The 18,182-nt window shown below is 69.2% G+C and carries 17 protein-coding genes; 6 read left to right on the top strand and 11 right to left on the bottom strand.

The window, feature by feature from the left end:
• Positions 1–26: 26 nt before the first annotated feature.
• A complete protein-coding gene (locus tag ACPTTC_RS30105; RefSeq protein ID WP_423395103.1) occupies positions 27–1,016 on the bottom strand; it encodes a PDR/VanB family oxidoreductase in 990 nt (329 codons plus the stop codon).
• A gap of 167 nt (positions 1,017–1,183) precedes the next feature.
• Entirely contained in the window at positions 1,184–2,581 is a 1,398-nt protein-coding gene (locus tag ACPTTC_RS30100; protein ID WP_423395102.1) for a spinster family MFS transporter, read from the bottom strand.
• A gap of 410 nt (positions 2,582–2,991) precedes the next feature.
• Between ACPTTC_RS30100 and ACPTTC_RS30095 the strand changes: the two genes are divergently transcribed.
• Positions 2,992–4,110, top strand: a complete 1,119-nt coding sequence (locus ACPTTC_RS30095) for a porin (RefSeq protein ID WP_423395101.1) — start codon at positions 2,992–2,994, stop codon at positions 4,108–4,110.
• Between the two features lie 47 nt (positions 4,111–4,157).
• Here ACPTTC_RS30095 and ACPTTC_RS30090 read toward each other — a convergent pair whose 3' ends face one another.
• A complete protein-coding gene (locus ACPTTC_RS30090; protein WP_423395100.1) occupies positions 4,158–5,192 on the bottom strand; it encodes a LysR family transcriptional regulator in 1,035 nt (344 codons plus the stop codon).
• Positions 5,189–6,163 (bottom strand): AraC family transcriptional regulator, encoded by a 975-nt coding sequence (locus ACPTTC_RS30085; protein ID WP_423395099.1) that lies wholly within the window; start codon positions 6,161–6,163, stop codon positions 5,189–5,191. The genes ACPTTC_RS30090 and ACPTTC_RS30085 overlap by 4 nt, the downstream gene beginning before the upstream one ends.
• Positions 6,164–6,313: 150 nt before the next feature.
• Here ACPTTC_RS30085 and ACPTTC_RS30080 point away from each other — a divergent pair, with 150 nt between their 5' ends.
• Complete coding sequence (locus ACPTTC_RS30080; protein WP_423395098.1) at positions 6,314–7,429, top strand: NAD/NADP octopine/nopaline dehydrogenase family protein; 1,116 nt, start codon at positions 6,314–6,316, stop codon at positions 7,427–7,429.
• Positions 7,426–8,436 (top strand): 3-hydroxybutyryl-CoA dehydrogenase, encoded by a 1,011-nt coding sequence (locus ACPTTC_RS30075; RefSeq protein ID WP_423395097.1) that lies wholly within the window; start codon positions 7,426–7,428, stop codon positions 8,434–8,436. Before ACPTTC_RS30080 ends, ACPTTC_RS30075 begins: the two co-directional genes overlap by 4 nt.
• Before the next feature lie 104 nt (positions 8,437–8,540).
• On the opposite strand, the gene ACPTTC_RS30070 is transcribed toward ACPTTC_RS30075, so the two are convergent.
• Both ACPTTC_RS30070 and ACPTTC_RS30065 read right to left on the bottom strand, forming a co-directional pair.
• On the bottom strand, positions 8,541–9,878 hold the full coding sequence (locus ACPTTC_RS30070) for an MFS transporter (protein ID WP_423395096.1): 1,338 nt from the start codon (positions 9,876–9,878) through the stop codon (positions 8,541–8,543).
• 192 nt (positions 9,879–10,070) lie between these two features.
• Positions 10,071–10,592, bottom strand: a complete 522-nt coding sequence (locus ACPTTC_RS30065) for a GNAT family N-acetyltransferase (RefSeq protein ID WP_423395095.1) — start codon at positions 10,590–10,592, stop codon at positions 10,071–10,073.
• A 202-nt stretch (positions 10,593–10,794) separates the two neighbouring features.
• On the opposite strand from ACPTTC_RS30065, the gene ACPTTC_RS30060 reads away from it, so the two are divergent.
• The gene (locus ACPTTC_RS30060; RefSeq protein WP_423395094.1) at positions 10,795–11,178 is read left to right on the top strand and encodes a hypothetical protein; all 384 of its coding nucleotides are present in this window, start codon (positions 10,795–10,797) and stop codon (positions 11,176–11,178) included.
• Positions 11,179–11,412: 234 nt separating this feature from the next.
• Here the strand turns inward: ACPTTC_RS30060 and ACPTTC_RS30055 are convergent, their stop codons facing one another.
• On the bottom strand, positions 11,413–12,270 hold the full coding sequence (locus ACPTTC_RS30055; RefSeq protein WP_423395093.1) for a helix-turn-helix transcriptional regulator: 858 nt from the start codon (positions 12,268–12,270) through the stop codon (positions 11,413–11,415).
• A 98-nt stretch (positions 12,271–12,368) separates the two neighbouring features.
• Between ACPTTC_RS30055 and ACPTTC_RS30050 the strand changes: the two genes are divergently transcribed.
• Positions 12,369–13,262 (top strand): SDR family oxidoreductase, encoded by an 894-nt coding sequence (locus ACPTTC_RS30050; RefSeq protein ID WP_423395092.1) that lies wholly within the window; start codon positions 12,369–12,371, stop codon positions 13,260–13,262.
• Between the two features lie 55 nt (positions 13,263–13,317).
• Here the strand turns inward: ACPTTC_RS30050 and ACPTTC_RS30045 are convergent, their stop codons facing one another.
• The 3 genes from ACPTTC_RS30045 to ACPTTC_RS30035 form a co-directional block, all read right to left on the bottom strand.
• The gene (locus tag ACPTTC_RS30045; RefSeq protein ID WP_423395091.1) at positions 13,318–14,697 is read right to left on the bottom strand and encodes an FAD-containing oxidoreductase; all 1,380 of its coding nucleotides are present in this window, start codon (positions 14,695–14,697) and stop codon (positions 13,318–13,320) included.
• A gap of 178 nt (positions 14,698–14,875) precedes the next feature.
• Positions 14,876–15,454 (bottom strand): hypothetical protein, encoded by a 579-nt coding sequence (locus ACPTTC_RS30040; RefSeq protein ID WP_423395090.1) that lies wholly within the window; start codon positions 15,452–15,454, stop codon positions 14,876–14,878.
• Positions 15,455–15,503: 49 nt separating this feature from the next.
• A complete protein-coding gene (locus tag ACPTTC_RS30035) occupies positions 15,504–15,968 on the bottom strand; it encodes a GNAT family N-acetyltransferase (RefSeq protein ID WP_423395089.1) in 465 nt (154 codons plus the stop codon).
• A gap of 148 nt (positions 15,969–16,116) precedes the next feature.
• Between ACPTTC_RS30035 and ACPTTC_RS30030 the strand changes: the two genes are divergently transcribed.
• Entirely contained in the window at positions 16,117–16,755 is a 639-nt protein-coding gene (locus tag ACPTTC_RS30030) for a LysE family translocator (protein ID WP_175965727.1), read from the top strand.
• Between the two features lie 87 nt (positions 16,756–16,842).
• Here the strand turns inward: ACPTTC_RS30030 and ACPTTC_RS30025 are convergent, their stop codons facing one another.
• Entirely contained in the window at positions 16,843–18,054 is a 1,212-nt protein-coding gene (locus ACPTTC_RS30025) for a hypothetical protein (protein WP_423395088.1), read from the bottom strand.
• Positions 18,055–18,182 lie beyond the last annotated feature (128 nt).

Genomic DNA, 18,182 nt, shown 5'->3' with positions numbered 1-18,182 from the left:
GCGACGCGTGCCGCGTGCCGCGTGCGTCAGAGATCGAGAACGAGCACCGCCGAGCGCGCACGCGACACGCAGCAGCAGATCACCGTGTTGCTCGCGCGCTCGGCCTTGCTGAGACAGTGGTCGCGATGATCGGGCTCGCCGTCGATGACGGGCACCATGCAGGTGCCGCACACGCCTTCGCCGCATGACGTGTCGACCGCGATGCCGATGCGCGCGAGTGCGTCGACGATCGACGTGTCGGGCGCGACGCGTACCGATTGTCCGCTGCGCTGCAGGCGCACTTCGAAGCCATCGGCCGGGCTGGCGCCCGCATCGGTATTGCCCGCATCGGCGGCGGCCGGTTCCGCCGCGAAGCGCTCGAGATGGATCGACGCGTCGGGCAGGCGGGTCGCGGCTGCCGCGACGACCGCATCCATGAACGGCCCCGGGCCGCACGTATAGACGTGTGCATGCGCGTCGACCGATTCGACGCAGCGGCCCAGCTCGGTCGCGAGCGCGGCGGGCTCGATCCCGTAGTGGAACGTCACGCGCGACGCGAACGGCTCGGCCGACAGTTCGGCGACGAAGGCCGCGTGCTCGCGGTTGCGTGCGAAGTAGTGCAGCCGATAGCGCGCGCCGCGCTTGTGCAGCGCATACGCCATCGACAGCAGCGGCGTGATGCCGATGCCGGCCGCGATCAGCACGTGCTCGCTCGCGTCATCCGCCAGGCGAAACAGGTTGCGCGGCGCGCCGATCGACAACTCGGCGCCGACTTGCACGTCGTCGTGCAGCGAACGCGAGCCGCCGCGCGACTGCGCCTCCTTCTTCACCGCGAACAGGTAGCTGCCGCGCTCGTCGGGGTTGCCGCACAGCGAATACTGCCGCGTGATGCCGGACGGCGCGGTGACGTCGATATGGGCGCCCGGTTCGTATGCGTCGAACGGCTGGCCGTCGACGCGCGAAATCCGGAAACAGCGGATGTCCTGCGCCGCGTCGATCAGCGCGTCGATCCGGACTTGGTGGCGGTTCGCTTGCATGGGTCAATTCGTGGGGTAGGGAGAACGCGGCGCGGCAGATGCCGTGCCGTCATGCGATCGAGAATAGGGATGGGCATCGCATAAATCAAATCGATTAAAAAACGATGCCGTAATCAGTAGCATGGATGATGGTTGGGCGACCGATTGGGCCTGGTCGCGCCCGGTGTTCAACGCGCGGCGATCGCGTTGCCCGTCTCGGCCGTCTGCGGCGCGGCTGCCGACGCATGGCCGCGTTCGCGATCGAGGCTGCGGCGATAGTGCCGGCACCCGGCGGCGAGCAGCAGCGCGGCGAGCGTGGCCGCCGCGACGTTGACGATCGACATCGAATGGCCGACCGCCGCCGGCGTGCCGAACACGCGGTCGGTGAACAGCGCGACGACGGTCGTGCCGATGCCGAGCGCGATCAGGTTCGACACGAGCAGGAACAGCGCGGAGATCTGCGCGCGCATCTGGTTCGGCGCGAGCGTCTGCATCGCGGCGGTCGAGGTCGGCATCGGGAACGACGCGAAGAACATCGCGACGACCAGCGTCGCGAGCGAGGCGGGCAGCGAGTCGAGCTGCGTGAACAGCGTCGCGGGGATCACCATGCACGCGGCGCCGATTGCGCCGGCGCGCATCGGCGCGTCTTCGCGGCCGCGTCGCAGCAGCCAGTCGTTGAGCCAGCCGCCGCAGAACACGCCGGCCGTGTTCGCGACCAGCAGCACGATGCCGAGCGTGTAGCCGGCTTCGACGGCCGTCATCCCGAATCGGCGGATATAGAACGCGGGCGTCCAGCTCAGCAGGCAGTACAGCGCCATCGCGTAGAACGAGAAGCCGAGGTAGTGGCACAAAAAGGTCGCGCGATGCGTGCCGACGAAGCGCAGCGAATCGCGCATCGACACGCGCCGCACGGCGCCCGAGCGATCCTGCGCGAGCCCCTTGCGCTGCGGGTCGCGCACGGTCGCGGCGAACAGCAGCGCCACGAAGATCCCCGGCAGCCCGACGATCAGGAACGTGACCTGCCACGCATGCACCTGCCCGACCACCGGCAGCGTGAACGCGCTCGCATGCTTGAGCAGCGCGATCACGTAGCCGCCGATCAGGAATGCGACGCCGCCGCCGATGAACGAGCCGAGCGAATACACGGCGATCGCGCGCCCGAGTTTCTCCTTCGGGAAGGAGTCGGCGAGCATCGAATACGCGCCGGGCGACAGCGCGGCTTCGCCGACGCCCACGCCCATGCGCGCGATGAACATCTGCACGAAATGCTGGCTGAGCCCGCACGCGGCGGTCGCGACGCTCCACAGCGCGATGCCGAGCGAGATGATCCGCGGCCGCGCGTAACGGTCGGCGAGATAGGCGACGGGCAGCCCCATCACCGCATAGAACAGCGAGAACGCGAAGCCGTTCAGCAGGCTGAACTGCGTATCGGACAGGTGCAGGTCGCGCTTGATCGGCTCGATCATCAGCACGAGGACCTGACGGTCGACGAACGAAAAGATGTACGCGAGCATGCAGATGACGACGACATACCATTCGTACGTATAGCGCTTGCCGTCGGCAGCGCGGGCCGTGGATGCGGACATGCGGATTCTCCAGGAGCGGGCGGTGGAAAAGCGCGGCAGCGGCCTTGCGGGCCGGGCGCCGTCGCGGCGCGAAAGCGTGCGGGGGCACGTGTCGGAGACGCAGCGTAGTCGGCCAAATTCGGCCGCCATAGCCGGAGTGACAGCCGCGCCGCACGGGCATTTACCGACCCGGATAAAGAAAACACCAGGGTCGCGCGCGCCGGCCGCCGCGCAGCGCGCTTGCGGCGGGGCACGCGTGCATCATGCGGCGCATCTATAAGCGTTATAGAGCGCATTGCGTCGACGTCCGAAATTGTCGTTCCTAGACTCGGCCCGTTTTTGATCGGCGGCGTTGGCCCTTCGCGGCGAACGCGCTTCACACCACGCGGCGCGACGCCGACCAGCGCCGGACTCTCTACGGGACGATGACGATGAACCAACCGAACGGGCGGGCCGACCGGCTTGCCGTACCGCTTGCCGCGCTGCTTGCCTGCGCGGCGCTGCCCGCATTCGCGCAATCGAGCGTGACGCTCTACGGCCGCGTCGACACCGCGATCGAATACGCGAACGCGGGGCCGAACCACGTGACGCGCATGGGCAGCGGCAACCTGTTCGCATCGCAGTGGGGGCTGAAGGGCGTGGAGGATCTCGGCGGCGGCTACGCGACGATCTTCAAGCTGGAGGATGGCTTCAATGCGGCAAGCGGCGCGCTGTCGAACAGCAGCGCACTGTTCGGCCGCGAGGCATGGGTCGGCATCACGGGGCCGTTCGGCGGCGTGCAGTTCGGCGAGCTTTACACGATCCTGCACACGACGCTCGTCACGTACAGCCTGCCGGGCCTCGGCGCAGGGCTCGCCTGGGGCAACGCGACGAACAACTTCGTCGGGCCCGCGTTCCTGCGCGTGCGCAACTCGATGCGCTACACGTCGCCGCGCTACGCGGGCTTCATGCTGCGCGCGATGGCCGCGCGCGGCACCAACGGCGCGGCCGGGCAGCCGGCGACGCTCGGCGATACGTACGGCGCCGGGCTCAACTACGTGCGCGGCGGCCTGTCGGTCGACGTCGACTACATGCAGCAGAAGTTCAGCCCGGTGGCCGCGGCCGCGCTCGGCGACACGAGCCCGGCCGCGAACGGCAACTACACGCTGGGCGCGATTTCGTACGATTTCAGCGTCGTGAAGGTTGCCGCGCTGTACATGCGCCATCGCGGCGGCCCCGACGTCGCGACCGCGATCGACAGCCAGAGCGCGTATCCGCACAGCGACATCATGGAGCTGAGCGCGACGGTGCCGATCGGGCGCGCGTCGCTGCTGCTGAGCGTCGGCCATTACCGCAAGGTCGCGGACAGCGACGGCAACGCCGATTCGTACGGCATCCGCTTCGACTATCCGCTGTCGAAGCGCACGGTGTTGTACACGGGCGCCGCGATGGTGCGCAACGGTGCGCATGCACGCTTCGTCGTCAACGGTGCGGCGGGTGGCGGCGTGGCGGTCGCCCGGGCCGGCGCGACCGCCAGTTCGATCGTCGCGGGCATGCTCACGTCGTTCTGACCGGCCCGCGCCGGTGCCCGCTTGCGCCGCTCGGGTCGCTTGCCCCGTTACGCGCAGGCGGGCGGCTGCGGCGCGAGCCATGCGTCGAACGGCGCCAGCTCGCCGATGTTGAACAGTTCGAGCAGCAGCGCACGCAGCCAGCGATGGCCGGGGTCGGCGTCGAAGCGCCGGTGCCAGTATGCGTTGACCGCCCATTCGCCGGCGCCGGCGATCTCGTACAGCGCGCACGGCTGCCGCGCCGCGAACGTGATCGCGATCGTCTCCGGCAGGATCAGAGCATAGTCGCCGTCCTGCAGCAGCGCGGGCACCACCATGAAATCGGGCAGCGCCGCGCGCACGCGCGGCATCAGTCCGTGCCGTTCCAGCAACTGCATCGATTGCGGATGCGACGTGACCGCGACGAAGCGCAGCGTATTGGGCGCCTCGCCATCGAGCACGTAGTCGTCGGGCAGCGCGACGCGCCGCGCGGTGCGGCGCGGCATCAGCAGCACGCAGCGCTCGTGCAGCAGCGCGGTGCGCTGGAAGTGGCTCGACGCATCGGCGAAATGCCCGAGCGCGAAGTCGATGCGCCCCGATTCGAGTGCGACGTTGAGCTGGCATTCGTCGACGTGCAGCGTCTCGATCACGGCGCCCGGCGCACGCCGGTCGAACGCGGCGAGCAGCGTCGGCAGGAACGCGCTCGCCGCGAAATCGCTCATGTGCAGGCGGAACACGCGCTGCGTGCTGTCGGGCGTGAAGCGCGAGCCTTCGTCGAGCACGTCCTGCAGGATCGCGAGCGCTTTGTCGACCGACAAGGCGAGCCGCTGCGCGCGCGGCGTCGGCTCGACGCCGGTGCCGGTGCGCACGAACAGCGCGTCGCGGAACATCAGCCGCAGCCGGCCGAGCGCGTAGCTGACGGACGGCTGCGTGACGCCGAGCCGCAGCGCCGCACGGCCGACGTGCCGCTCCTCGAAGACCGCGCGAAACGTCTTCAGCAAGTTGAGATCGAGATCCTGCACGCGCAGTTCGGACGGGTCGTTGTCGTGCGGTGCGGATTCGGCGCGGGCCGGGGCCGCCGGGCGGCCGGTTGCATCGTGCGTCATCGGGGTTGCCTCGCGGTGACGGAAGGCGCGTGGCCGTAACGCCGCGCATACGCCTTCGCGAAATGGCCGAAGCCATGGATGCCGTGTGCGATCAGCACGTCGGTCACGCCGCGTGCGTCGCCGCGTTGCAGCGCCGCGTGCACGGCGGCGAGCCGGCATTCGCGCACGTACGCGGCCGGCGTGGTGTGCAGGAACGCGCGGAACGCGTGCTGCAGCGTGCGCGGCGCGACGCCCGCGACCGCCGCGAGCGTGGCGAGTGCGAGCGGTTCGCCCAGGTGCGCGTCGACGTGATCGCATGCGCGACGCACGTGCGCCGGTAGCGGCGGCGTGCCGCGCGCGAGCGCATCGCTGTACGAATGCGGCAAGTGGGTGAGCAGCAGCGACATCAGCCATGCGGTGAGGTCGGCGCCGAAGAGCGTCGCGGCCGTACCGACGTCCGGCTGCGCGCCGAGCCGGCACAGGTATTCGAAAGTCGGCAGCAGGCGCGCGGCGCCCGTGCCGGCGCCGCCGGCCGCGGGATCGAACTGCAGCGGCCGCGTGAGCGTGGCCTGCAGCATGTCCTGCAGCTTGCGTTCGAGCGCGCCGCGTTCGAGCCGCAGCACGAGGTTGCGGCAATCGGGGCTCGTGCTCAGCCGGCTGGCGAGCGCGGGCGACGACACGGTCAGCTCGCCGGGGCCGGCGCGCGCGACGACGCTGCCGGCCTGCAGCTCGCATGCGCCGGCAAGCGTCAGCCTGAACAGGAAATGATTGGCATCGCCACCGAAATCGATGCGCGTCTCGCGGCCGTAGCAGAGTTCGAGCAGTGCGCCGTGATGCAGCGGCACTTCGTACAGCTCCGCATGAAACGGATCGCGGCTGCGTGCAGCCATCCGGTGCGGCCCGAGCCGGTGTGCGACCGCACGTTCGACTTCGTCGGGTGCGCGCAGCGTGCCGAGCCGGTTCGGCGCATGGTGGGAAAGGGCGATATCCATTCACGGACCTCGTAGCGGATGCGGGGGGCGCGGCGGCATGCGCATCGCCGCGATTGCGTTGCGCGAACGGGCGCGCCGTTGCGCGTTTTGAAGCGACGCGGCGGGGGCGGCCGCGTAGTCTCGGAGACACTCAATCACCGGGAGAAAACGATGAAGGCATGTGTACTGGGCGGCGGCCACGGCTGCCATGCGGCGGCGATCGACCTGCTCGAGAAGGGCCACGACGTGACGTGGTGGCGGCGCGACCGCGAGCCGCATGCGCGGCTGCGTGAGCTTGGTGTGCTGAACGTGACCGACTATCGCGGCAAGCGCGCGGTGCCGCTCGGCGATGCACCGGGGGCGATCCGCCTGACCGACGATCTCGCAGCGGCAGTGCGCGGTGCGCAGCTTGTCGTGGTGCCGCTGCCTTCCACGTCGCACGACGCACTCGCCGCGCAAGTCGCGCCTTTTCTGGAGGACGGCCAGGTCGTGTTCCTGCCGCCCGGCACGTTCGGCAGCGTCGTGTTCGCACGGGCGGCGGCCGACGCCGGCAACCGTTCGCGCGTCGCGTTCGCCGAGACGGGTACGCTGCCGTACCTGGTGCGCAAGCATGGCGACAACGACGTCGTGATCAGCGCCTACGCGACGCGTTTGCCGACCGGTGTCTTTCCGGCGAATGCGGCAGGCTGGGCGTTCGGCGTGCTGCGTGCGGGTTATCCGTCGGTCGAGCCGGTCGAGGACGCGTTGTCCGGTGCGCTGATGAACGCGGGGCCCGTGATCCATCCGCCGCTGATCCTGATGAACGCCGGGCCGCTCGAACACTTCGACGCGTGGGACATCCACAACGAAGGCACGCAGCCATCGATCCGTCGCGTGACGAACGCGCTGGATGCCGAACGCATCGCGGTGCGCGAAGCGCTCGGTTACCACGCGCCGCATTTCCCGCTCGCGGATCACTATGCGACCGAAGGCGACGAATGGATGTACGGGCGCGGCGCGCACGGCAAGCTGACCGATAGCGGCGACTGGCGCGAGAAGATCGATTTGCGCACCCATCGCTACATGCTCGAAGACACCCGGCTCGGGCTGTCGTTCATCGTGTCGTGCGGGCGCTGGGCCGGCGTGCCGACGCCGGTCGCGCAGGGGCTGTTGAGCATCGCGAGCGCGGTCGCGGTGCGTGACCTGTATGCGGAAGGGCGCACGCTGGAGCGGCTCGGGATCGCGGCGCTGTCGAAGGACGCGATGCGTGCGCTGCTCGACGCCGGCGTCGCGGGAGCGGCAGCATGAGCGCGGCCGCCGAGGTGACGCGCGTGCACGTGCTCGGCGCGGGGCGCATGGGGCAGGGGATCGCGCTCGTGTTCGCGTTCGCGGGCCTCGACGTGACGCTGATCGACTTCAAGCGGCGCGATGCGGCTGGCTGGCGAGCCTTCGACAATCGCACGCGCGATGAGATCGCAAGGCCGCTGCACGCGCAAGTCGCGCTCGGCCGCATCGATGCCGCGCAGGCCGATGCGGTCGTCGCGCGCATCGCGATCGTTGCTCGGGATGGCGCTGCGCAAGCCGTGCGCGATGCGGACGTCGTGTTCGAGGCACTTCCCGAAGTGCTCGATGCGAAGGCCGATGCGTTGCGCTGGCTCGGCGAGCATGTCGATGCGCGTGCAACGATCGCGTCGACCACGTCGACGTTCGTCGTCACCGAATTGCAGCGCCATGTCGCGCACCCGGAGCGGATGCTGAATGCGCACTGGCTGAATCCCGCGCTGCTGATGCCGCTCGTCGAGATCAGCCGCAGCGACGCAACCGACCCGTCGGTGGTCGATGCGCTCGCCGCGCTGCTCGAACGCGTCGGCAAGAAGCCGGTGATCTGCGGGCCTGCACCGGGCTACATCGTGCCGCGCATCCAGGCGCTCGCGATGAACGAGGCCGCGCGAATGGTCGAGGAAGGGGTGGCCAGCGCCGAGGATATCGACACGGCCATCCGCACGGGCTTCGGCCCGCGCTTTGCGGTGCTCGGGCTGCTCGAATTCATCGACTGGGGCGGCTGCGACATCCTGTATTACGCGTCGAAATATCTGGCCGGCGAGATCGGCCCGCGCTTCGCGCCGGCCGCGAGCGTCGTGCGCAACATGGAAGCCGGGCGCGATGGTGTGCGCACGGGGGCCGGCTTCCACGACTATGCCGACGTGGACGTGCCTGCGTACATGCGGCAGCGGCTCGGCGAATTCGCGCGGTTGCTCGATCACCTGGGACTGGCGCCGGTGTTCGACGGCGGGCGGCGCAACCGGGACGCATAGCCCGGACGTCGCGGCCGCGTGGATGTGCGGCGCCACGCAAGCGCGCACGCGGCATCGTGAACCGGTGAGCCGTTCACTAGCCGGCCAGGGCGCGGGCCCCTTGCTCATGCCGTCTCGCCGCGCGCGCCGGCGGCCGGTGCGGCACGTGTCTCGCGCATCACGCACAGCGTCGCGACGGTCACGAGGCCGAACGCAACGAGGAACAGCGACACGGGCCACGACGCCTGATAGCGCGCGAGCAGCGCGGTCGCGATCAGCGGCGACATCCCGCCCGCGAAGATCGACGCGACTTCATGCCCGAGCGCGACGCCGGAGTAACGCACCTCGGTGCTGAACAGTTCGCCGACGAGCGCGGGCAGCGTGCCGATCATCGCGCCGTGGCTCACCGCCGTGCCGACCGTGAGCGCGAGCCACACGAGCGGCGTCGCGCGCGTGTCGAGCAGCCAGAAGAACGGGAACGCACACGCGACGAGGCTCAGCGCGCCGATCAGGTACACGGGCTTGCGGCCGATCCGGTCGGACAGCCGGCCCCACGCGAGCATCGCGCCCATCTCGACGATCATCGCGATCATCACGCCGGTCAGCATCGTGCCGTTCGGGATGCCGACGTACTTGCCGTAGACGAGCGAGAACGCGAGGAAGATGTAGGCGCTACCGTTCTCGGCCACGCGCAGCCCCATCGCGAGGAGGATTTCCTTCGGGTGGCGGCGGATGCATTCGACGATCGGCAGGTGCGCGTGCGCGCCGCGCTTGCCGGCCCGCTCGAAGTCGCGGCTTTCCGGCAGATGGCGGCGAATATAGATGCCGATCGCGAAGATGACGATGCTCGCGAGGAACGGTAGCCGCCAGCCCCACGTGCGGAACGCGTCGTCCGGCAGCGCCTGCGCGGCGAGAAACGCGGCCGACGACAGCACGAAACCGCCGCCCACGCCGAGCTGGCTCCACGCGGCGTAGTAGCCGCGTTGTTCCGGCGGCGCATTCTCGCTGATCATCAGCACGCCGCCGCCCCATTCGCCGCCGGACGCGATGCCTTGCAGCAGGCGCAGCACGACGAGCGCGGCCGGCGCCCACACGCCGGCCTGCGCATAGGTCGGCAGCAGGCCGATCGCGAAGGTCGAAGCCCCCATGATCAGCAGCGTCCACACGAGCGACGCCTTGCGCCCGTAGCGATCGCCGACGTGGCCGAACACGATCCCGCCGAGCGGCCGCGCGACGAAGCCGAGCGCGAAGGCCGCAAACGCGGCGAGGCTGCCAGCCAGCGGCGATGCGCCGGGCGGAAAGAACACATGGCCGAACACGAGCGCGGCGGCCGTGCCGTACACGAAAAAGTCATACCATTCCATCGCGTTGCCGGCGACGGACGCGATGACGATCCGGCGCAGTTGCCGGTCGGCGAGCGGCCGGGCGGCGCTCGGGGATTGCACGATGTCGGTCGGGACCATGGCGGACTCTGAAGGGGGCGGGCGCGTGCCGTCTTTTGCAGCACTGCGGGCTAGTGTTGTCGGCCCCGCCGGCCCCGGTCAAATCCGCAGAAAAAGGGGCGTGTCATCACTCCCGCAAATGATGGTCGCGGCGTGCGCGGCCGTGCCCGTGCTCGCCGGCGCGCCGATCGCACCGGCGCTCGATCCGTGGCATCAGCGACGGTAGATGAACTCCAGATCGGTTGCTTCACCGACCTTGAATTCGTACGTGCCGACACGCTCGAACCCGGCCTTCTCGTAGAAGGCGATGGCCTTCGCGTTGCCGGACCACACGCCAAGCCATACCGGTCCGGGGCGCTCCGTTGCCAGATAGTCCAGTGCGAAGTCGAACAAGGCGCGCCCGGCGCCGGTCCCTTGCGTCCCTCGCCGAAGGTAGATCTGATGGATTTCCCCCGAACCGTCCGTCACTTCCGGGTGAGGAAGCTTGCACGGCCCCGCGTGCGCATACCCCACCAGCTGGCCGTCGTCGTTTTCGGCGACCCACGTGCGGCACTGGGGATCGTTGAGCTGGCCCGTGATCGTTTCCACCGAATAGGCTTGGGCCTCGTAAGCGGCCAGATCGTGTGGCGGGTAGTCGATGCCGAATCCGTCATGCAGGAAGGTTTCGCGAAACGTGTCGCTCTTCAATTCGGCAAGCGGGATGGCATCGGACGGCGTTGCAACGCGGATCAACATGGGGACGACTCGGTTCGTGGGTCGGGCAGACAGTTTATCCCGGGTAACAAGAAGCTTGCGAGCGCCTGGATGACCGGTGTGCGCGGCGTGTGACGGGCTGTTGCGCGCGACCCTGATCCCCCGCAACGCAATCATGCCGATGCCGATGGTTGGCCGCCGACGGACATGCTAGGATTTCCGACAAATAACTTCGGAGACTGCCATGCCGTTCATCTGCGAAAACGTTGAATGCCGTGCCGTGCTGGCTCGCGGGCAGGTCAGGCCCCGTCAAGAGGACGCGGGGTGGTGCTTCTACTGCCCGGACTGCAACACCAGGAACGAGTTGATGCATGTCGACATGGTCGGCGGCGCCGTCGAGCTGATTCAGCCGGAGCGAGCGAGCCCCCCGCACAAGGTGGTTGCCACGGCCCGACCGCTGGAGGACGGCAGGTACGCGGCGCAGTTGAGCGTTCAGCGGGCGCTCACCGTGAAGGGAACGTATGCGGCTGAAGAACACTGGGATGAGCTCGGTGTATTCGGCGACGCGCAAGAGGCCGTCGAGCACGCGAGGTCGTTCGCAACCGACCTGTTGCAGCGAGCGGCATAGTCGATTTTATTCGGTCAACGAAGAAGAGGCGTCGCGCATTCATGCGTGACGCCTCTTGGCGTTGTCCGTTCGTGTCCGTCAGTTGCGGATATCGAACGAGAAATACTTCGTCGAGATCCGCTCGTACGTCCTGTCCTGGATCAGGCGCACGCCGATCGCCGAACCCACGCCGAGCGTTTACGGGCCATGCAGCGGCGGCCCCGCGAATTCGAAGTTCGCCCCCCTCCGCGGTTTTCAGGCGGCCGGTGCCCGCAGTTCACGCGCCTGCTCGCGGGCCGCGACGAGCGCCCGGATGCGCTCACGATCAGCCGGCGTCGCAGGCGTGAAGATCACGAGACTCAGGTCGGGGCGGCCCGTGACCGAGAACGCCGAATATTCGAGCGCGATCCGGCCGGCCTGCGGATGGCGGATTTCCTTCGTGCCTTCGTCGTGCGTGCGGATAGCGTGGTCGCGCCACATCGTGTCGAATTCGGCGCTCGTCGCGCGCATCTCGTCGATGAATGCCTGCACGGCCCGCGTTGCGCCGCCGCGCGCGATATCCGCGCGAAACGCGCCCACCGCGAAGCGCGCGACGCGTTCCCAGTTCGGCTGCGCGTCGCGCACGCCGTCGTCGATGAAGATCAGCCGCAGGATGTTGCGCGCAGGCGGCGGCAGCGTCGCATAGTCGGTCAGCGTCGCGGCCGCCGCGGCGTTCCACGCAACGACGTCCCAGGTCGCCGTGCGCACGATCGCGGGGCTCGCATCGAGCGAATCGAGCACGTGCTGCAGGCGCGGCGTCACGTTGGCCGGCGCGTGATAGCGCACCTCGGGCGGATGACCGACGCCGATCAGGAACAGGTGTTCGCGTTCGGCGTCGTTCAGCAGCAGCGCGCGGGCGAGCCGGTCGAGCACGTCGGCCGACGGCGCACCGCCGCGCCCCTGTTCGAGCCACGTGTACCACGCGGTGCTCACGTGCGCGCGCTGCGCGACTTCCTCGCGCCGCAGGCCCGGCGTGCGGCGGCGCGTGGCCGGCAGCCCGAGCGCCGCCGGGTCGAGTTTCTCGCGGCGGTCCCGCAGGTACGCGCCGAGCAGGTTGTCGGGGGCGTCAGCCATCACATCCTGTTAGTTCGTTTACCGGTAAACCGTCACGGCTTCACCGCGAGCGGCCATCGGCAGATAGTAAGCCTCCATTTCATCCGGAGGTGCTGAACATGCGTGTCTTTGTTACGGGAGCGTCGGGATTCGTCGGCTCAGCCGTCGTCGCCGAACTCGTGGCCGCCGGGCACTCGGTGCTCGGGCTTGCGCGGTCCGATGCGGCCGCGGCGGCGGTGGCCGCCGCCGGCGCCGACGTCCATCGCGGGTCGCTGGAGGATCTCGACAGCCTGACCCGGGGCGCCGAGGCCGCCGATGCGGTGATCCACACGGGATTCAATCACGACTTCTCGCGCTTCGCGCAGAACTGCGAGCTCGACCGTCATGCAATCGAGACGATCGGCGCGGTGCTCGCGGGTTCGGCGCGGCCGCTGGTCGTCACGTCGGGCCTTGCGCTCGTCGCGCCCGGCCGCGCGGCGACGGAGGACGATCCGCACGTGCCGGTATCGGCGAGTTATCCGCGTGCGTCCGAGGCGACCGCGGTCGCGCTCGAGGCGCGCGGCGTGCACGCGTCGGTCGTGCGCCTGCCGCCGTCCGTGCACGGCGACGGCGATCACGGTTTCGTGCCGCGCCTGATTGCGTTCGCGAGGGAGAAGGGGGTATCGGCCTATCTCGGCGACGGCGGCAACCGCTGGCCGGGCGTGCACCGGCTCGACGCGGCGCGCGTCTATCGGCTCGCGATCGAACGCGGCGCGGCCGGCGCGCGCTATCACGCGGTCGACGATACCGGCGTGCGGTTCCGGGACATCGCGGAAGTGATCGGCCGGCGGCTGAACGTGCCGGTCGTCGCGAAAACGGCGGCTGAAGCCGGCGAACACTTCGGCTGGTTCGCGATGTTCGCGGGACTGGATGCGCCGGCAACGAGCGAGCGCACGCGTGCATTGCTCGACTGGGCGCCGACGCAGCCGGGGCTGCTGGCCGATATCGACCGGCCGCGGTATTTCGAAAGCTGAGCGGGCGGCGGGCGTGCCGTCGTTTTCAAACGGCGGCCGTCCGTCAGGCCGCGCGTCACTCGACCGGATGCAGATCCTGCAGCAGCGTCGGCACGAGCTCCGACACGGTCGGGTGGATGTGCATCGCGCGGCTGATCGTCGTGTACGGCGCGCCGGCGGCCATCACGTCGAGCATCCCGTGCACGACCTCGTCGCCCGTCACGCCGAGGATCGACGCGCCGAGGATCGCGTGGCTGTCCGCGTCGACGATCACCTTCATGAAACCCTGGCTCTCGCCTTTTTCCACGGCCCGGCCGACGCGTGTCATCGGGCGCGTGCCGACGAGCAGCCTGCGGCCCGTCTGCTTCGCTTCCGCGAGCGTCATGCCGACGCGGCCGAGCGGCGGATCGATATACATCGCGTACGCCGCGATGCGGTCGGACACCTTGCGCGGATCGCCGTCGAGCAGGTTGGCCGCGACGATCTCGTAGTCGTTGTACGCGGTGTGCGTGAACGCGCCGCGGCCGTTGCAGTCGCCGAGCGCCCAGATGCCGGGCACGTTCGTGCGCAACTGCTCGTCGACCTCGATATAGCCGCGCGCGTCGGTCGCGACGCCCGCCCGGTCGAGCGCGAGATCGTCGGTGTTCGGCACGCGTCCGACCGCAAGCAGCAGGTGCGAGCCCGCGACCTCGCGGCCGCCGCCCGCGCAGTCGAGGCCGACCGCGATGCCGTTGCCGTCGCGCCGTGCGCTCAGGCAGGTCGCATCGAGCTGCACGTCGATCCCTTCGTTGGCGAGAATCTCGCGCACGGCCTGCGACACGTCCTCGTCCTCGCGGCGGATCAGGCGCGGGCCCTTCTCGACGACCGTGACTTTCGACCCGAAGCGGCGATACATCTGGCCGAATTCGAGCCCGACATAGCTGCCGCCGACGATCACGAGATGGTCGGGCAGGAAGTCGACGTCCATCATCGTCGAGTTGGTCAGGTACGGCACCGTGTCGAGGCCCGGCATGGCCGGGATCTGCGCGCGCCCGCCGACGTTGATGAAGATCCGCTGCGCTTCGAGCACGTCGTCGCCCACGCGCACCGCATCGGCGCGCTCGAATCGGGCGTGACCCTGAAACACGGTCGTGTTCGCGAGGCCGCGCACCCATTGCTCGACGCCGTGATTGGAGCGGCCGGAGATCTGGTCCTTGCGCGTTTTCACGGCTTTCATGTCGACGGTGACGGGGCCGCCGACCGACACGCCGTATTCGCCTGCGCGCCGCGCGAGATGCGCGGCATACGCGCTCGCGATCAGCGTCTTGGTCGGGATGCAGCCGGTGTTCACGCAGGTGCCGCCGAAGCGGCCGCGCTCGATGATCGCGACTTTCATGCCGGCGGCGGACAGTCGCGCGGCGAGTGGCGGCCCGGCCTGCCCGGTGCCGATGACGATCGCGTCGAAGTGTTGCGTCATGACGTCCTCCAGTGCAGGTGCAGCGAGGGAGTGCGTGCGGGCGAGCCGCGTGCGAGGCCGGCGCACGGTCGTGCGACGGCGAGCGCTTATGGTAGCCCTGTTGGCGTGCGCTCGCGAGTGCGGGCGGGGCGGGAGAAGCGAGGCTTGACCGGGTCTGGCCGTGTTCGCGCCGGCCGCGTCAGTCCTTGCGTTGCCACTGACTGAACGACACCGGCCGGTGCGCGTCGGCGCGCGTGACGGTGACGTGATCGGGCTGGTCGTCGAGCGGAAACGATTCGGTGACGACCTGGTTCGAAAATAGCCACCCGTGCGTATGCGGGTCGTAGCGGAACGTCACGTAGTCGCTCCAGTGCTGCCCGCACGCGACGAAGTTCTGCACGGTGAAATAGCGGCCTTTTACGGCAAAGCCGCTGTCGGCGGCCTCTTCGGGATCGAACGGGTCGCACTGGCCGCCTTCGTCCGCGCGCAGCACGACCTGGTCGTTGCGCGCGACGAGCCGGAATGCGTGATCCGGTTGCTCCTCGAAGATCAGCAGCGGCCGCGGCGACGGCTGCTCGCGCGTATCGACCGCTCGATGCACGACGACGAGGAAGCTGTGCCGCCCGTTGTCGAGATCCGGCCCGGCATGCGCGAGCAGCGGCTGGTAGCCGGGCGGCAACTGCGCGGCGATCGACTGGGGCAGGTCGCCGGCGCGGGCGTCGAGCGACAGCGCGGCGAGCAGCGGGAGGAGCACGAAGGGCAGGCGGGAAATGCGCATGACGGGGTGTCCGGTCGAAAGGAGGTAAGCGCTGCCGATAGCGTGGCGGCTACAGGTCCCGCCCGAGAAACTCCGTGCCCGGCACCGGATTGAACGCGACGGGCGGCGCGGGCGTGAAGCCGAGCGACGCATACAGTTTCCGGGCCGCGACGAACTCGGGTAGCACGTCGAGGCACATGCGCGCATAGCCGGCCGCCTTCGCATCGCGCAGCAGCCGTTCGACGAGCCGGCGGCCGATGTTCAGCCCGCGCGCTTCCGGGCGCACGTAGACACGCTTCATCTCGCACGTCGTGTCGTCGATCTCGCGAAACGCCGCGCAGCCCACCGCTCGCTCGCCTTGCCATGCGAGCAGCAGCAGCCCGCGCGGCGCCGCGTACTTGCCGGGCAGCGCGGCGATCTCGGGCGCGTAGTCCTGGAAGTCGAGGCTGACGCTCGGGCTGGCGATGTACTCGCGGAAGATCGCGTCGACGACGCGGGCGTCGTCGGGATAGCGGGCGGCGCGGATCTCGATCATGGGGAGCGCGAATGACGGGAAACAGGATCAGCATAGCAGCGCGAGGCGGCTTTCGGCCATGCGCGAAGCGTGCCAGAATCGGCGCTTCGGCCGTTGGAAACGACCCGCGGGCGCCGGCGAATCGGCGTCGCTCACCAAGGAGACTTCGATGACTGCATCGGCTGCCGTACTCGCCATCCTGGCTGCGCTGTTTCTCGGCGCGATGATTCCGGGCCCGAGCTTCGTCCTGGTTGCGCGCAATTCGATCGGGTTGTCGCGCCGCGACGGGCTGGCCACCGCGCTCGGCATGGGCATCGGCGGCATTGTGTTCGGCGGGGTCGCGCTGGCCGGGCTCTATACGCTGCTGCAGGCCGTCGAATGGTTGTACGTGGGCCTCAAGCTGGCGGGCGGCGCGTACCTGATCTACATGGCGTCGAAGATCTGGCGCGGCGCCGATCGGCCGATCGCGATGGACGATCCGCAGGCGATCGCCGGCGGCAGCGCGCGCAAGTCGTTCTGGACGGGCCTCACGACCCAGCTCAGCAACCCGAAGACGGCGATCTGGTACGGCAGCATCTTCGCGGCGCTGCTCCCGCAGCATCCGCCGCTGTGGTGCTATCTGGCGCTGCCGCCGCTCGTGTTCGGCGTCGAGTTCGGCTGGTACACGATCGTCGCGCTGTGCTTTTCCACCCGCCGGCCGCGCGAACTCTACCTGCGCGCGAAGAAGTGGGTCGACCGCGTTGCCGCCGGCGCGATCACGCTGCTCGGGCTGCGACTGATCCTCAATGCACCGAAAGCGGGCATCTGACCGCTTCCATTCCCGATCTGCATCGCACGGCGGCCGGTCATTCCCTTGGCTGGCCGCCGGCGCGCACCGCGCGAACGCGCATCGGCATCAGGCTTCGCTGAACCGCGCCAGCAGCGCCGCGAACCGCGTGTCGTCCGGAAACACTTTCACTTCATACCGCACCGGCTGATGCCTGGTGGCCGTCATCAGATCGCCGCACGTGTGCAGCAGCTCGGCCATCGGCACGTAGGCGGACTGCCCCGTCGACGCGCGATGGAGCGCGACGATATCCGTCTCGGGCAGCAGCGTATGCACACCGTCGCTCCACACGCCGACGCTGAACAGGCTGCCGTCCTGGCGCTTGTACACCGAGTAGGTCGCCACGAAGATGTCGGTGCCGTCGCGTTCATGCGCGTCGTTGAGCAGCATCCGCTGATCCTGGTAGTCGCCCGCGCGCTCGCCGATGCGCAGCGCGTGCAGCTTCGCTTCGAGCCCCTCCGGCACGAAGCGCCGCCAGGCGGTGCCGTCCCAGCGCAGCATCAGCGGCGGCAGCGGGCGCGGCTGCGCCTGCGCCTGTTCGGCGAGATCGACCATCGCCGCGAGCCCGGCCGGATTGCGATCGCCGGTGAGCAGCAGCACCGCGCGGTTCGGCGCCATCACGACCGGCGCGCCGGCGATCGGCTGACGGTGGAGCAGGTCGGTGAGCAGCAGCCGCGCCGCGTCGTAGGAATCGTCGAATTGCGACAGGAAGACCCCGTTCGGTAGCGCCGCCCACGGCTTCGTCGATTCGGCCCGCAGGTTGTCGATCGCGATGTCGCAGGCTTCGTCGAACGAGACGCCCCATTGATCGAGCGTCGCGGTCGGCAGGCGCGCGATGTTGAACTCGCCGTCGTACGCGATGCCGATCTCGATGTTCTCGCACAGCGGCCGGAACGCCAGCGCCGTGATGCCGGGCTGCCCGGCCAGTTGCAGCTCGGCCACGCAGCGCTCGGTCGCGCTGCGGATCACGGGGCGCAGCTTCGCGCGCGCCACGGCGAAATCCTTGGGGATTTCGTGCTGCATCATCGCGCTCGCCTGCCGCTTCAGCACGGTGTCCCGCTCGGACGGCTTCGCGGCCGCGTAGTCGCGGAACAGGTTGTGCAGGTTGATGATGTTCGACGGGGCATCCGATTGGATGAGACAGCCCTTCTCGTCCTCGTGGCGCCAGGTGCGCGTGTCGCCCGATGCGCGCAGCGTGGCGATCAGGCGTTCGGCGAAGGCCTGCGGGGTCGGCGGTTTGCCGAAACGGTCGCGCAGGCGCGTGACGAGATTGGCAAGCATCGTGTGCGGTCGGGCCGGGCCCGTCTGTTGTCGTCGTGGGTCGGTGGCGCCCGGTCTCGGCGGCGCAACCCGCGGCCGGCACGCGTGGCTCGACGGGTGCTGCGATGGTAGCGCAACGCGGCAGGTAT

Origin of the sequence: Burkholderia mycopellens (assembly GCF_964265025.1) — a bacterium.
GTDB lineage: Bacteria > Pseudomonadota > Gammaproteobacteria > Burkholderiales > Burkholderiaceae > Burkholderia.
The sequence above is the reverse complement of the archived record's forward strand: the minus strand, read 5'-3'. Positions and strand labels throughout refer to the sequence as shown.

What these genes read in the sequence shown, in the direction of transcription:
- ACPTTC_RS30105 (WP_423395103.1), bottom strand. Translation starts at nt 1,016, where the DNA reads ATGCAAGCGAACCGCCACCAAGTCCGGATCGACGCGCTGATCGACGCG.
- ACPTTC_RS30100 (WP_423395102.1), bottom strand. Translation starts at nt 2,581, where the DNA reads ATGTCCGCATCCACGGCCCGCGCTGCCGACGGCAAGCGCTATACGTAC.
- ACPTTC_RS30095 (WP_423395101.1), top strand. Translation starts at nt 2,992, where the DNA reads ATGAACCAACCGAACGGGCGGGCCGACCGGCTTGCCGTACCGCTTGCC.
- ACPTTC_RS30090 (WP_423395100.1), bottom strand. Translation starts at nt 5,192, where the DNA reads ATGACGCACGATGCAACCGGCCGCCCGGCGGCCCCGGCCCGCGCCGAA.
- ACPTTC_RS30085 (WP_423395099.1), bottom strand. Translation starts at nt 6,163, where the DNA reads ATGGATATCGCCCTTTCCCACCATGCGCCGAACCGGCTCGGCACGCTG.
- ACPTTC_RS30080 (WP_423395098.1), top strand. Translation starts at nt 6,314, where the DNA reads ATGAAGGCATGTGTACTGGGCGGCGGCCACGGCTGCCATGCGGCGGCG.
- ACPTTC_RS30075 (WP_423395097.1), top strand. Translation starts at nt 7,426, where the DNA reads ATGAGCGCGGCCGCCGAGGTGACGCGCGTGCACGTGCTCGGCGCGGGG.
- ACPTTC_RS30070 (WP_423395096.1), bottom strand. Translation starts at nt 9,878, where the DNA reads ATGGTCCCGACCGACATCGTGCAATCCCCGAGCGCCGCCCGGCCGCTC.
- ACPTTC_RS30065 (WP_423395095.1), bottom strand. Translation starts at nt 10,592, where the DNA reads ATGTTGATCCGCGTTGCAACGCCGTCCGATGCCATCCCGCTTGCCGAA.
- ACPTTC_RS30060 (WP_423395094.1), top strand. Translation starts at nt 10,795, where the DNA reads ATGCCGTTCATCTGCGAAAACGTTGAATGCCGTGCCGTGCTGGCTCGC.
- ACPTTC_RS30055 (WP_423395093.1), bottom strand. Translation starts at nt 12,270, where the DNA reads ATGGCTGACGCCCCCGACAACCTGCTCGGCGCGTACCTGCGGGACCGC.
- ACPTTC_RS30050 (WP_423395092.1), top strand. Translation starts at nt 12,369, where the DNA reads ATGCGTGTCTTTGTTACGGGAGCGTCGGGATTCGTCGGCTCAGCCGTC.
- ACPTTC_RS30045 (WP_423395091.1), bottom strand. Translation starts at nt 14,697, where the DNA reads ATGACGCAACACTTCGACGCGATCGTCATCGGCACCGGGCAGGCCGGG.
- ACPTTC_RS30040 (WP_423395090.1), bottom strand. Translation starts at nt 15,454, where the DNA reads ATGCGCATTTCCCGCCTGCCCTTCGTGCTCCTCCCGCTGCTCGCCGCG.
- ACPTTC_RS30035 (WP_423395089.1), bottom strand. Translation starts at nt 15,968, where the DNA reads ATGATCGAGATCCGCGCCGCCCGCTATCCCGACGACGCCCGCGTCGTC.
- ACPTTC_RS30030 (WP_175965727.1), top strand. Translation starts at nt 16,117, where the DNA reads ATGACTGCATCGGCTGCCGTACTCGCCATCCTGGCTGCGCTGTTTCTC.
- ACPTTC_RS30025 (WP_423395088.1), bottom strand. Translation starts at nt 18,054, where the DNA reads ATGCTTGCCAATCTCGTCACGCGCCTGCGCGACCGTTTCGGCAAACCG.